Annotated in this window: 8 protein-coding genes and 1 pseudogene; 5 read left to right on the forward strand and 4 right to left on the reverse strand. The window is 72.1% G+C overall.

All coding sequences use genetic code 11. The features are described from left to right. Positions 1-80: 80 nt before the first annotated feature. Together ACH4F6_RS21410 and ssd are read right to left on the reverse strand one after the other, a co-directional pair. Positions 81-707 (reverse strand): annotated as a pseudogene (locus tag ACH4F6_RS21410) (ATPase, T2SS/T4P/T4SS family); the annotation flags it as partial. Then, a complete protein-coding gene (ssd, locus tag ACH4F6_RS21415; RefSeq protein WP_397961856.1) occupies positions 704-1,816 on the reverse strand; it encodes a septum site-determining protein Ssd in 1,113 nt (370 codons plus the stop codon). The gene ssd and the pseudogene ACH4F6_RS21410, both read right to left, overlap by 4 nt. A 573-nt stretch (positions 1,817-2,389) precedes the next feature. Between ssd and ACH4F6_RS21420 the strand changes: the two genes are divergently transcribed. Then, the gene (locus ACH4F6_RS21420; RefSeq protein WP_397961857.1) at positions 2,390-3,226 is read left to right on the forward strand and encodes an HAD family hydrolase; all 837 of its coding nucleotides are present in this window, start codon (positions 2,390-2,392) and stop codon (positions 3,224-3,226) included. A gap of 372 nt (positions 3,227-3,598) precedes the next feature. Here the strand turns inward: ACH4F6_RS21420 and ACH4F6_RS21425 are convergent, their stop codons facing one another. Beyond that, on the reverse strand, positions 3,599-4,423 hold the full coding sequence (locus ACH4F6_RS21425; RefSeq protein WP_397961858.1) for an oxidoreductase: 825 nt from the start codon (positions 4,421-4,423) through the stop codon (positions 3,599-3,601). Positions 4,424-4,523: 100 nt separating this feature from the next. Here ACH4F6_RS21425 and ACH4F6_RS21430 point away from each other — a divergent pair, with 100 nt between their 5' ends. Continuing rightward, positions 4,524-5,504: an ATP-binding protein gene (locus tag ACH4F6_RS21430; protein WP_397961859.1), complete on the forward strand. Its 981-nt coding sequence runs from the start codon at positions 4,524-4,526 to the stop codon at positions 5,502-5,504. Between the two features lie 55 nt (positions 5,505-5,559). On the opposite strand, the gene ACH4F6_RS21435 is transcribed toward ACH4F6_RS21430, so the two are convergent. Further along, positions 5,560-6,840 (reverse strand): hypothetical protein, encoded by a 1,281-nt coding sequence (locus ACH4F6_RS21435; protein ID WP_397961860.1) that lies wholly within the window; start codon positions 6,838-6,840, stop codon positions 5,560-5,562. 337 nt (positions 6,841-7,177) lie between these two features. On the opposite strand from ACH4F6_RS21435, the gene ACH4F6_RS21440 reads away from it, so the two are divergent. The 3 genes from ACH4F6_RS21440 to nhaA all read left to right on the forward strand — a co-directional run bounded on the left by ACH4F6_RS21440 (position 7,178) and on the right by nhaA (position 14,260). After that, positions 7,178-10,144 (forward strand): SulP family inorganic anion transporter, encoded by a 2,967-nt coding sequence (locus tag ACH4F6_RS21440; protein ID WP_397961861.1) that lies wholly within the window; start codon positions 7,178-7,180, stop codon positions 10,142-10,144. A gap of 571 nt (positions 10,145-10,715) precedes the next feature. Continuing rightward, positions 10,716-12,671 carry an acetate--CoA ligase gene (gene acs, locus ACH4F6_RS21445; RefSeq protein ID WP_397961862.1) on the forward strand — a complete coding sequence of 652 codons (1,956 nt, stop codon included), beginning with the start codon at positions 10,716-10,718 and terminating at the stop codon, positions 12,669-12,671. 152 nt (positions 12,672-12,823) lie between these two features. Next, positions 12,824-14,260 (forward strand): Na+/H+ antiporter NhaA, encoded by a 1,437-nt coding sequence (nhaA, locus tag ACH4F6_RS21450; RefSeq protein WP_397961863.1) that lies wholly within the window; start codon positions 12,824-12,826, stop codon positions 14,258-14,260. Positions 14,261-14,263: the final 3 nt, after the last annotated feature.

The raw sequence follows: 14,263 nt of genomic DNA on the forward strand, positions 1-14,263 counted from the left end.
TCCGCAAAACCGCAGGTCAGATGGGGTTTCCCGAGGTCTCCCCTGAGGCTCGCAGCAAGATCCATTTAGAGGCGTCATAGCAGTAGATTGGGGTTGCCACTGCCGGTACCGCCGCTGACCAGGAAGGACAGCCGTGCCCGCAGCAGGTCGCGCAGCACCTGGTCACCGCCCGGCGGCACCGTGCCCGCGGTCACCAGTTCGTCGAGCGTGAACGCTCGTGGCCGGACCACCCGCAGCGCCAGGCAGGTGCAGCCGACGGCGACCGGGGGCAGCACCGCGTGCAGGCGCGTTCCGTCGGGCAGCCGGGCATCGGCCCACGGACGGGCGTCGTCCAGGCGTCGTCCGGCCACCGCGGCCAGGCGCTGCGCGAGGCGTCGTACGGCTGCCGCGTCCGGGAAGGAGACCGTGGTCAGCTCCAGGCCCCCGCCGCGGTCGACCCACACCCGGTCCGGGGCGGACACCAGCACGTCGGTCACCGACGGGTCGGCGAGCAGCGGTTCCAGGGGTCCGCTGCCGACCAGTTCCGACCGCAGTTGCTCGGCCGCGCCGAGGACCTCCGCGTCCCCGAGGACCCGGCCCTGCTCCCTGAGCGCCTGCGCCACGCGCGCGGGGGTCGGCTCGGCGCCGCTCTCGGCGAGCCACTGCCGTACGCCGTCGAGCAGGGTTCCCGTGCCCTGCGGCCGTTCGGGTCCGGGCACCGTGCTCATGCGGCACCCGCCTCGGCCAGCGCACGCTCCCAGAAGGCCGTGCAGAACCGGGCGAGGGGTCCGCGCGGGGCCGCGCCGGGCGGCGCCTTGCCGCCGTCCGGGCGCAGCAGTGCCGACTCGACGGGCACCTCGCCGACCAGCGGGAGCCCGAGGAGGCGGGCCACCTCGCGGTCGTCGAGTCCGGGCGCGTACGGACCGCGCACCGCCACCCGCAGGTCGGGCAGGACCATGCCGACGGCGGAGGCCACCCGTCCGGCCGCCGCGACGGCGCGCAGTTCGGCGGGGACGACGAGGAGGCCGACGTCGATCTGGACGAGTGCCTCGGCGACGCCGTCGTCGATGCGGCGCGGCAGGTCGACGACGACCGTGCCGCCTCGGCGGCGTGCGGCGGCGAGCACCGCGCGCACCGCCTGGGGCGGGACGGCGACGCAGTCGCCGCGGTCCCAGCTGAGCACCCGCAACTGGTGCAGCTCGGGCAGTGACTCCTCCAGCGCACCGCCCCCGACCCTGCCGCGCGAGGCGGCGAAGGCGGGCCAGCGCAGCCCTCCGGCGGTCTCACCGCCGAGGAGTACGTCGAGACCGCCGCCCAGCGGATCCGCGTCCACGAGGAGCGTGCGCAACCCCTCACGCGCGGAGGTGACGGCGAGGGCGCACGCGAGCGTGGACGCTCCGGCCCCGCCGCGCCCGCCGACGACGCCGACGGTGAGGGCGGGCCGGCCGACGCCCTCCACGACGTCGGCGATGCGGTCCACGAGCCACTGCTCGCCGTCGGGCAGCACCAGCACGTGGTCGGCGCCGATCTCGACGGCCCTGCGCCACACCCCGGAGTCGTCCTGGTCGCATCCGACGAGGACCACTCCGCGTCGGCGGGCCACCCCACGGACACGGCGCGCGGCGTCGTCCCCGACCAGGACGAGGGGCGCCGACTCCCATCCGCCCCGGTGCTCCGGCACCGACGGGTGCACCTCCGGTGTGGCGCCCGCCGCGGCGCACAGCCTCAGCAGGTCGTCGAGGAGCTCGGCGTTCTCGGTGACGATCAGCGGCCTGCCCCGCCCTCCTCCGGCGGCGGGCGGCGGGTCGTGTGTGACGGCTCCGGTCACGGTTTCCATCCCCCTTCGCTTGCGTGGCGCGCACCCTCTCGGCGGCCCCGCGATTCCTCTGCGTGTGAAGAACCGGCGAGCGGTCTCCATATGAACGGCCGGCGGAAACCGGCCTCCGCGTGCGGCAAACGCAACCGGTCATGAACTCGGCCCCGAGCGGACGCGTGGGAATCACGGTGCAGCGAACCCGGAAATCGTGTGGATCTTGGTGGATAACTGTGGACGAGCCGGTGGTTGTGAATATCGCCTTCACCCGTCCCGGTGACCGTCCCACCACTCCCTGTGCTACTTCCGCAGAGGAGTCCGACAACTACGCACCGTGATGAACGGCGGGCACGCGAAGAGGGCGGCCGCAGCCGCCTCGGCACGGCGCCACGGCCGCTGGAAGGGGAGAAAAACCCACCCGGACATGCGACGACCCCCGCCGGGGGGGAGAGCGGGGGTCGTCTCCACGGCCGACTCGGGGGGGGAGGAGCCGGACCGGGTTAGCACGGTCGCGAACGATCCGTGACTTCCATGGTGTACCCGAGAGCCCTCTCAGGCAAACCCACGCGCCCACCTTACGCCGAATGGGCTGCCCCTATGCTCTCCGTTGTGGAAAACCACTCCTTGCCCCGCACAGCGGCCTTCTTTGACCTGGACAAGACGGTCATTGCGAAGTCGAGCACGCTCACCTTCAGCAAGTCCTTCTACCAGGGCGGTCTGATCAACCGCAGGGCGGCCTTGCGCACCGCATACGCCCAGTTCGTCTTCCTCGTGGGCGGTATGGACCACGACCAGATGGAGCGGACGCGCGAGTACCTGTCCGCGCTCGTGCGCGGCTGGAACGTCCAGCAGGTGAAGGAGATCGTGGCCGAGACCCTGCACGACCTGATCGACCCGCTCATCTACGACGAAGCCGCCTCCCTGATCGAGGAGCACCACACCGCCGGGCGCGACGTCGTGATCGTGTCGACCTCGGGTGCCGAGGTGGTCGAGCCGATCGGCGAGCTGCTCGGCGCGGACCGCGTGGTGGCCACCCGCATGGTCGTGGGCGAGGACGGCTGCTTCACCGGCGAGGTGGAGTACTACGCCTACGGCCCGACCAAGGCGGAGGCGATCAAGGGGCTGGCGGAGTCGGAGGGGTACGACCTCGCGCGGTGTTACGCCTACAGCGATTCGGCCACCGACCTGCCGATGCTCGAGGCGGTGGGTCATCCGCACGCCGTGAACCCGGACCGCGCCCTGCGCCGCGAGGCCCTCGCGCGCGGGTGGCCGATCCTCGACTTCCACCGGCCGGTGCGGCTGAAGAAGCGCATCCCGTCGTTCAGGGTCCCGCCCCGCCCGGCCCTGGTCGCCGCGGCCGCCGTAGGGGCCGCGGCCGCCACCGCCGGCCTCGTCTGGTACGCCAGTCGGCGCAGAGCGGCGACGGCCGCCTGACCCCTCCGCGACCACCCTCGCCAGGGGTGTCCGTTTCGCTCCTGTTTGAGAGTGAAAGTAAAGAAGTGGCGGCAGGACTTCCGCTTGCCGGGGTCCTGGAGTACAAAGGACTCAACGGCCCGCGAGACCAAGGACATCCGAGAGGATCACCTTAATAACGCATTTGGCCCCACGGACCGACGCATGAACACCGGGCACCCACGCGACGTCGACCCGTCGATTACGGGCCAGCCGCACCAGGAGACGGGCAAAGAACCCGACCTGATGGGCGACACATCGAGGACGCCTGGTAACTCGGTGAGCATGCCAGCGGCGGTACGAGCACTCGTACCGCCGCATTTTCGTGCGGACCGCCGGACGGGACCCCGCCCGTCACGCCGCCCCGCGCTGCAACGCCTCGCACACCGCCGTCGACTCGCGGGCGCCCAGTTCGACCGCCCGGCCGCAGTGCGCGATCCAGGCCCCCATGCCCTCCGGGGTCCCGGAGACGTAACCGTCCAGCGCGGCCAGGTAGGCCGCCCGGCCCAGCTCGGCGTGACCCACCTCGGCCGGGCAGACCGACTTCGGGTCGAGACCGCTGCCGATCAGGACGATGCGCTCGGCCGCGCGCGCGACCAGGCCGTTGTGGGAGGCGAAGGGGCGCAGCGCGAGCAGTTCACCGTGCACGACGGCGGCCGTCACCAGGGCGGGAGCGGAGCTGCCCGCCACGATCAGTCCGGACAGGCCCTCCAGCCGGCCGGAGACCTCGTCCGCGCTCGGCAGCGGCAGTTCGACCAGCGGCTCGTCGACGGGTTCGCCGGCCTGCCGCGGGCGCCCGACCTCGTCCCCCTGGCTCGCCGCGGCCACCAGGTGCAGCCGCGCCAGCACCCGCAGGGGCGACTGCCGCCAGATGGACAGCAACTGGCCCGCCTCGGCGGTCAGCCGCAGCGCGGCACCGACGACGCGCGCCTCGTCGTCGACGCCGAAGTCACTGCGCCGGCGCACCTCCTCCAAGGCCCAGTCGGCGCCGGACAGCGCCGCCGAGCCGCGGGACCCGCGCAGGGCCGCCTCGGAGGTGATCTCGGTGCTGCGGCGTCGCATGACGCGGTGGCCGTAGACCCGGTCCACGGCCTTGCGGACGGTCTCCACGGACTCGGCCACGCCGGGCAGCGAACCCAGGGCCGCGAGCGGATCGGCGGTAGCGCCTGTCGTACTCATGAGTACGAGGCTACGCAACCAGGGCGCCCGCCCCTCGAAGGAGTGGTCTTCTTCACGCACCCTGCCACTCCCGGTCACCGGGACACTACGCTTGGTGAACATGAAAATTGCTTTCGTCGGGAAGGGCGGCAGCGGCAAGACCACCCTGTCCTCCCTGTTCATCCGCCATCTCGCGGCCACCGGCGCACCCGTCATCGCGATCGACGCGGACATCAACCAGCATCTGGCAGCCGCGCTGGGCCTCGACGAGGCGGAGGCCGCCGCGCTGCCCGCGATGGGTGACCGACTGCCGCTGATCAAGGACTATCTGCGCGGTTCCAACCCCCGCATCGCCTCGGCCGAGAGGATGATCAAGACCACCCCGCCCGGCGACGGCTCCCGACTGCTGCGGGTGCGCGAGGACAACCCGGTGTACGACGCCTGTGCGACAGCCGTGGAACTCGACGGCGGCGCCGTCCGTCTGATGGTCACGGGCCCCTTCACGGACGCCGACCTGGGGGTCGCCTGCTACCACTCCAAGACGGGAGCGGTGGAGCTGTGCCTGAACCACCTGGTGGACGGCCGTGACGAGTACGTCGTGGTCGACATGACGGCGGGCTCGGACTCCTTCGCCTCCGGCATGTTCACCCGCTTCGACATGACGTTCCTCGTCGCCGAGCCGACCCGGAAGGGGGTCTCCGTCTATCGCCAGTACAAGGAGTACGCCCGTGACTTCGGCGTCGAGCTGAGGGTCGTCGGCAACAAGGTGCAGGGCCGGGACGACCTCGACTTCCTCCGCGCCGAGGTCGGGGACGACCTGCTCGTGACCGTCGGGCACTCGGACTGGGTGCGCTCCATGGAGAAGGGCCGGCCGCCCCGGTTCGACCTCCTGGAGGACGTCAACCGCCACGCCCTGGACCGCCTGCGGACGGCCGTCGACTCGGCGTACGAGCGGCGCGACTGGAAGCACTACACGCGCCAGATGGTGCACTTCCACTTGAAGAACGCCCAGTCGTGGGGCAACGAGCGGACCGGGGCCGACCTGGCCGCGCAGGTCGACCCCGGCTTCGTCCTCGGCGAGAGCGTCACCGCCTCCGTGTGACCGTACCGGAACGGCCGCCCGGGGCGGGTGTCCGCCGCCGGCCGGCCCTCCACCCCTACCTCCGGGCCGCCGGCGCGCCGGGCACGCCCTTCGGGGCCGGGGCGGGACGTCCGGAGAGGAAGGACGTCCAGCCCTGCTTCGGGGCCTCGCCGACCTCGAGGGTGCGCAGCTTGTCCAGCGTCTTCGGGTCCTGGGCGTCCAGCCAGTCGGCGAGTTGCCGGAAGGACACGCAGCGCACGTCTTCCTTGGTGCAGACCCGCTCGATGACCTCCTCGACCGCGCGCATGTAGGTGCCGCCGTTCCAGGACTCGAAGTGGTTGCCGATGATCAGTGGCGCGCGGTTGCCGTCATAGGCCCGCTGGAAGCCCCGGAGCAGGCCGTCGCGCATCTGGTCGCCCCAGTACCCGTGCTGGGCGGGATCCCCCTGGGTGGCGGTGCCGGACTGGTTGACCATGAAGTTGTAGTCCATGGTGAGCTGCTCGTAGGAGTGCCCGGGGAAGGGCACGAGCTGCATGGACAGGTCCCACAGGCCCTCCTTGCGCGTGGGCCAGACCTGGTTGTTGACGCCGCTGGTGTCGTAGCGGAAGCCGAGTTCACGGGCGGCCTTGGTGAAGTTGTCCCGTCCCTCGAGGCAGGGGGTGCGGGCGCCGATGAGCTCCTTGTCGTAGTCGAAGGGCAGCGGGGCCGCCTCCCGCGTTCCGGTGTTGGTCTTCCAGGTCTTCACGAACTGCTTGGCCTGGACGATCTCGTCCTTCCATTCCTCCACCGACCACTCGCCGACACCGCCGCCCTTGCCGCAGAAGTGACCGTTGAAGTGGGTGCCGATCTCGTTGCCCTCCAGCCACGCCAGGCGCAGTTGCCTCACGGTGGCGGTGATGCCCTCCACGTCGTTGAAGCCGATGTCGGAGCGTCCCGGTGAGTGCTGCGGCGGCTTGTAGAGGTCGCGCTTCTCCTCCGGCAGCAGGTACACACCGCTGAGGAAGTACGTCATCGTGGCGTTGTTGGCCTTGGCCACCTCGCGGAAGTGGGAGAACAGCCGCTGGCTGTCCTCGCCGGCGCCGTCCCAGGAGAAGACGACGAACTGCGGGGGTTTTCGGCCCGGTTCGAGGCGTTCGGGGCGGGGCAGGTGCGGCTGGGGGCCGGTGAAGGCGGTGGAGCCGTCGCCGATCAGGCGGATCGCGCTCTCGGGAGCCGGGGCCGGCTTCCCCTTCTGCGGACCCGGTGCCCCTTGCCCGGCACCACCGGACCCGTCGGCCCCCGTCGTACAACCCGCGAGCGATGCGGCGACAGCCGCGGCGGCCACGGCGCCCGCGGCGATCCTCTGGGTGGCGGCCATCTTCCGCCCACCTTCTTCCTTCTCTCGGGCCAACGCCGGCAAGGGCGTTGGCGGGTGGCGTGCCGGACGAGCCGACAGCGCCGCCAAGGTCGCACGGGACCGAGAAGGAATTAGTACGACAAGCCGATGAAACGACCGCATCACCCCTATGGGTGATCTATTGACCCATTTGCCCGGAAAATCCAGGCACGGCCTTTACTCTGCATTACGATCCATTTACCGAGCGTTGATTTTTCATCCCGCCGCTGCACGCCGTGACCCACGGCCGCGACCACCCCCGCCACCGGCGGGGGACCACCTGTTCCGCGACCGCGCTGCCCCGGAGGAGACGGGAAACATGTCAGCCTGCGTCCCCACCCGCACGTCCGACTCGACACACACCCGACGCGTCCACCCGCCCCACAGCCCACCGCCGTCCCGCCGCCGCTTCCATGTCGCGGGCGCCGACGTGTCCGCCGCCGTCGCGGTCTTCCTGATCGCCCTGCCCCTGTCCCTCGGCATCGCCCTCGCCACGGGCGCGCCCCTCCAGGCCGGCCTCGTCGCCGCCGCCGTCGGCGGGATCGTCGTCGGACGGCTCGGCGGCTCACCGCTCCAGGTCAGCGGCCCCGCCGCCGGGCTGACCGTCGTCACCGCCGACCTCATCCACCGCTACGGCTGGCGGACGACGTGTGCCATCACCGTCCTCGCCGGACTCGCCCAACTCGGACTCGGCTGCCTGCGCGTGGCACGCAACGCGCTCGCCGTCAGCCCCGCCATCGTGCACGGCATGCTCGCCGGTATCGGCGTCACCATCGCCGTCGCCCAGCTGCACATCGTCCTCGGCGGCAGCCCGCAGAGCTCCGTCCTCGACAACCTCCGCGCCCTGCCCGCCCAGTTGGCGGCAGTGCACCCCGCCGCCGTGGCGGTGAGCGCACTGACCCTCTTCCTGTTGCTGCTCTGGCCCCGCCTGCCCGGCCGGGTGGGCCGTCTGTTGCGCACGGTGCCCGCGGCGCTCGTCGCCGTCGCCGGAGCCACCGCGATCGCCACGCTGGCCGGCCTGACCCAGCCCAAGGTCGAGCTGCCGTCCTGGAGCAGTCACGCCCTGGCCGGATTGCCGGAGGGGCCGGCGCTCGGCCTCGCCGCGGCCGTGCTCACCACCACGCTGGTGTGCAGCGTGCAGTCGCTGCTCGGCGCCGTCGCCGTGGACAAGCTGATCGCCTCCCGGCCCGGCCTGCCCGCCCGCGTCGGACGCTCCGACCTGGACCGCGAGCTGCTCGGACAGGGGGCCGCCAACATCGCCTCGGGAGCGCTCGGCGGACTGCCCGTCGCGGGGGTGGCCGTGCGCAGTTCCGCGAATGTGCAAGCGGGTGCCGTCAGCCGGAACTCCACGATGCTGCACGGCGTTCTCGTAGTGGTCGCCGCGCTGCTGATGGTCCCGGTCCTGGAGTTCATCCCGCTCGCCTCACTCGCGGCCCTGGTGATGGCCGTCGGGATCCAGATGGTGTCCCTGCACCACATTCGCACGGTGACCCGCCACCGCGAGGTGCTGGTGTACGCCGTCACCACCCTCGGCGTGGTGTTGTTCGGCGTCCTCGAGGGCGTGGCCCTGGGGATCGCCGTGGCCGTCGCCGTCTCCCTGCGCCGCCTCACCCGTACCCGCATCACCCACACGGAGCAGAAAGGAGTCCATCACGTACGTGTACGAGGACAGTTGACGTTCCTCGCGGTGCCGCGGCTCAGCCGCGCCCTGCACCTCGTACCCCAGGGCACCTCGGTCGTGGTCGAGTTGGACGGTTCCTTCATGGACCACGCGGCGTACGAGACCTTGCAGGACTGGCAGAAGACGCACACCGCGCAGGGCGGCTCCGTCGAGCTGACCGGCCGGTGCTCCGGTACCGGGGTCAGGACCGACGAACCCACCGCCATCACCGCTCCCGACCCCACCCAGGAGCCGGGCGCCTCCCTCGCCGGCTGCCGCTGCGGTCCCTGGACGCCTTGGCGCAACCACCGGTGCGGGGGCCCGCGATCGGCGCCTCCGTCCGCCGGTGCCCACGCCGACGGACCCCCCCGGGGCGGGCTGTCCACCGGAGAGCCGGGCGGGGAGCCGGGCGAGCCTGCTGCCGGGCCCGCCGGAGACCGGAGGCCTGCCGGATCCGACCGGCTCGGCGAAGCCGACGGGACCGTCGGGTTCGGCGGGGCCCACAGGGATCTGCCAGGCCGAACCAGCGAGCCCAACGGGTCCAGCGGGTCGAGCAGGGCCCACGCGTCCAGCAGGGCCCACTCGTCCGGTGGCGCCGACGGGTCCGGTGGTGCCGGTGAGTCCGGCGCGTCCGGGAGACCAGGCCCGCTCCCCCTGGCTGTCGAGTCAGGCGGGCCCGCCGGTCCGGTCGGCGCGGCTGACCCGGTCGGTGCTGCCGGCTCGGCCGACTCGCCGGACTCGGGCTCGGCGAGCTCGGCAAAGTCGACGGACCCTGCCCACTCACCCGGCTCCGCCCACTCACCCGGCTCCGCCCGCCCGACGGACTCTGCCCACCCGACCGCCTTTGCCCACTCGGCGGGCCCGGCCCGTTCGGCCGGCCCCGCGGACCCAGTCGGCCGGTCCGACTCGCCCCGCTCGGCCGTCCCCGGCGGATCCCCTGGCACCGAGCCCAGCGCCCGCCAGCTCGTCCGTGGGATCAGCGCGTTCCAGCGCAACACCGCGCCGCTGGTGCGGGGTGAGCTGGCGCGGTTGGCCAGGGAGGGACAGCAGCCCTCCCAGCTCTTCCTCACCTGCGCCGACTCACGGCTGGTGACGTCGATGATCACCTCCAGTGGTCCCGGCGACCTGTTCGTGGTGCGCAACGTCGGCAACCTCGTGCCGCCCCCCGGTGTGGAGAGCGGGGACGACTCGGTGGCGGCCGCCATCGAGTACGCGGTGGACGTGTTGCGGGTCCGGTCCATCACGGTGTGCGGACACTCCGGGTGCGGGGCCATGCAGGCGCTGCTCAGTTCCGAACCCGGTGGCACGCAGACCCCGCTCAAGCGGTGGCTGCGGCACGGCCTGCCGAGCCTGGAGCGGATGGCCGACGACGGCCGCCCGTGGACGCGGCTGGCCGGGCGGGCGCCGGCGGACGCGGCCGAGCAGCTCTGCCTGACCAACGTCGTCCAGCAGCTCGACCATCTGCGCGCCCACGAGTCGGTGGCCCGGGCGCTGCGGGCCGGGGCCTTGGAGCTGCACGGGATGTACTTCCACGTGGGCGAGGCGCAGGCGTACCTGCTGGGCGAGGCGAGCGGGGAGGACGGCGAGGTGTTCGACCACATCGGGGTGGCGGACGTGCCGGCCTGAGCCGGATGCCGGTGCGGGTCCCGTCGGGACGGGTCCCCGCACCGGCGCCGTCCCGGCGGGCTCGGGGAACGAGGCGACCCGCGAGCCCGCGCAGCCCCCTCTCGTCGTCCCTCTCCGTCGCTCTTCGCCGGTGCCCACGTGGGGATCGGCACCGACCCGGGAAGATCCCGGCGTCCGCGTCACTCCCCTGGATCCCCCGGGCTCCCCCGGTCCCCATGGACTCCCCCGATCCCCACGGGCTTCCCTCCCCCAAGTGCACCCCACAGGCGCCGCTCCCCGGGCACCGCACCGCAGAAGGCGCTCCGAAGCCCCGCGTTCACGGATGGCGCTCCCCGGGTGGCGCTTCACCTGCGCCCGGGCGGGGATGTGAAAGGCGTGACCAGCGCTGAACTCCACCCGGCCGGCGTCCGTGGGTACGGATGACCGCAGCCGACGGCCGGACGGCGGAAGCGAGCCGGAACAGGGCCCCAACAGGTCTAAACCAATTATCCGTCGCCCCTTGTCACCGGGCCCCCGGGTCTGATGAGCTGTGGCCTGGGACACAACGGACACCCTTCGAGAGGGAGATGTCGTGAGCAACGAGAGCCTGGCCAACCTGCTCAAGGAAGAACGCAGGTTCGCGCCCCCCGCCGACCTGGCCGCGAACGCCAACGTCACGGCGGAGGCGTATGAACAGGCCAAGGCTGACAGGCTCGGCTTCTGGGCCGAGCAGGCCCGCCGACTGACCTGGGCCAAGGAGCCGACGGAGACGCTGGACTGGTCGAACCCGCCGTTCGCCAAGTGGTTCAAGGACGGCGAGCTCAACGTCGCGTACAACTGCGTGGACCGGCACGTGGAGGCCGGGCACGGCGACCGGGTCGCGATCCACTTCGAGGGTGAGCCCGGCGACAGCCGCGCCCTCACCTATGCCGAGCTCAAGGACGAGGTCTCCCGGGCCGCCAACGCCCTGCTGGAGCTCGGCGTCCGCAAGGGCGACCGGGTCGCGGTCTACATGCCGATGATCCCGGAGACGGCGATCGCGATGCTGGCGTGCGCCCGGATCGGCGCCGCGCACTCCGTCGTCTTCGGCGGCTTCTCGGCGGACGCGCTGGCGACACGGATCCAGGACGCCGACGCCAAGGTCGTGATCACCTCCGACGGCGGCTACCGGCGCGGCAAGCCGTCCGCGCTCAAGCCGGCCGTCGACGAGGCGATCGGCAAGGTGGACAACGTCGAGCACGTCCTCGTGGTGCGCCGTACCGGCCAGGACGTCGCCTGGGACGACAGCCGTGACCTCTGGTGGCACGAGACCGTCGGACGGCAGTCCGCCGAGCACACCCCCGAGGCCGTCGACGCCGAGCACCCGCTGTTCATCCTCTACACGTCCGGCACGACGGGGAAGCCGAAGGGCATCCTGCACACCTCCGGCGGCTACCTCACCCAGACCGCCTACACCCACCACGCCGTCTTCGACCTCAAGCCGGAGACGGACGTGTACTGGTGCACGGCCGACGTCGGCTGGGTCACCGGCCACTCCTACATCGTGTACGGGCCGCTGGCGAACGGCGCGACCCAGGTCATGTACGAGGGCACGCCCGACACCCCGCACCAGGGCCGGTTCTGGGAGATCGTGCAGAAGTACGGGGTGACGATCCTCTACACCGCCCCGACCGCGATCCGCACGTTCATGAAGTGGGGCGACGACATCCCCGCCAAGTTCGACCTCAGCAGCCTGCGGATCCTCGGATCCGTGGGCGAGCCGATCAATCCCGAGGCCTGGGTCTGGTACCGCAAGCACATCGGGGCGGACCGCACCCCCGTCGTCGACACCTGGTGGCAGACCGAGACCGGCGCGATGATGATCTCCCCGCTGCCGGGGGTCACCGAGACCAAGCCGGGGTCGGCCCAGCGCCCACTGCCCGGCATCTCGGCCACCGTCGTCGACGACGAGGCGAACGAGGTCCCCGACGGCGGTGGCGGCTACCTGGTCCTCACCGAGCCGTGGCCGTCGATGCTGCGCACCATCTGGGGCGACGACCAGCGCTTCATCGACACGTACTGGTCGCGCTTCGAGGGCAGGTACTTCGCCGGCGACGGCGCGAAGAAGGACGACGACGGGGACATCTGGCTGCTGGGCCGGGTCGACGACGTGATGCTCGTGTCGGGCCACAACATCTCCACCACCGAGGTGGAGTCGGCGCTCGTGTCGCACCCGTCCGTCGCCGAGGCGGCGGTCGTCGGCGCGGCGGACGAGACGACGGGCCAGGCGATCGTCGCCTTCGTCATCCTGCGGGGCACGGCGGCCGAGAGCGAGGACCTGGTGGCCGAGCTGCGAGGCCACGTGGGCGCCACCCTCGGCCCGATCGCCAAGCCCCAGCGGATCCTTCCGGTGGCCGAGCTGCCGAAGACCCGCTCCGGCAAGATCATGCGCCGGCTGCTGCGGGACGTCGCCGAGAACCGCCAGCTCGGTGACGTGACCACGCTGACCGACTCCACGGTCATGGACCTCATCCAGACGAAGCTCCCGTCGTCGCCGGGCGAGGACTGAGCCCGGCCGGTCCCCGGAGGGGGCGCCCGGGGCGAGGACGCGCCGGGCACCCCTCTTGGGTAGGCTCGACACGACAGCGTGACCCTCGAGGTGTGCCGGGAAGTCTGGTCGGCGAAGAGTTCCGTCCTGCCCACCGACCGGAGGTCCCCGCCTTGGCCGCGCCCCGCACCACCCCCGTCCGCAAGGTCCTCGACCGGCTCAGCCTCCCCGAGCGGACCTACGTGGCGGACGCGCTGCGCACCGAGACCGTCGGCGGGGTCCTGCTGCTCGTGGCCGCCGTCGCCGCTCTGGTCTGGGCGAACGTACCCGGGCTGCACGACAGCTACGAGACCGTCGGCCACTACCACCTCGGCCCCGAGGCGCTCGGCCTGAACCTGTCGATCGAGCACTGGGCCGCCGACGGCCTCCTCGCCGTCTTCTTCTTCGTCGCCGGCATCGAACTCAAGCGGGAGCTGGTCGCCGGGGACCTCCGGGACCCCAGGGCCGCCGTCCTGCCCGTGGTGGCCGCCCTGTGCGGCATGGCCGTACCGGCGCTCGTCTACACGCTCACCTCCCTCTCCGGCGGCGGCTCCACGGCCGGCTGGGCCGTGCCCACCGCCACCGACATCGCCTTCGCGCTCGCCGTGCTCGCCGTCATCGGCACCTCCCTGCCGAGCGCCCTGCGCGCCTTCCTGCTCACGCTCGCCGTCGTCGACGACCTGTGCGCGATCCTGATCATCGCCGTCTTCTTCACCGACACCCTGAACTTCGCCGCGCTCGGCGGCGCCGCCGCCGGCCTCGCCGTGTTCTGGCTGCTGCTGCGCAAGGGCGTCCGCGGCTGGTACGTGTACGTGCCGCTCGCGGTCGTCGTCTGGGCGCTGATGTACAACAGCGGCGTCCACGCCACCATCGCCGGCGTCGCGATGGGCCTGATGCTGCGCTGCACCACCCGGGCGGACGAGGAGCACTCCCCCGGCGAGCGCATCGAGCACCTCGTGCGCCCCCTGTCGGCGGGCCTCGCGGTGCCGCTGTTCGCCCTCTTCAGCGCCGGGGTGGCGATCTCGGGCGGCGCGCTCGCGGACGTGTTCACCCGGCCGGAGACCCTCGGCATCGTCCTCGGCCTGATCGTCGGCAAGACGATCGGCATCTTCGGCGGGACCTGGCTGACCGTCCGCTTCACCCGCGCCTCGCTCAGCGACGACCTCGCCTGGGCGGACGTCTTCGCCGTCGCGACGCTGGCCGGCATCGGCTTCACCGTCTCGCTGCTCATCGGGGAACTGGCCTTCGAGGGCGACCCGGCCCTCACCGACGAGGTCAAGGCCGCCGTGCTCACGGGTTCGCTGATCGCGGCGATCCTGGCGACCGTCCTGCTCAAGCTGCGCAACGCCGAGTACCGGCGGCTGTGGGAGGCCGAGGAGCGCGACGAGGACCTCGACGGCATCCCGGACGTCTACGAGCAGGACGACCCGGAGTACCACCTGCGCATGGCCGCGATCCACGACGGCAAGGCCGCCGAGCACCGGCGGATCGCCGCGGAGAAGGCCGCCGCGCGGCACGGCCGGACCGAAGTGGCGGGCGGGGCGGGCGAGGAGGGCGACCGTCCGGCATGATCT

This window comes from Streptomyces sp. NPDC017936, assembly GCF_044328485.1.
Classification (GTDB): domain Bacteria; phylum Actinomycetota; class Actinomycetes; order Streptomycetales; family Streptomycetaceae; genus Streptomyces.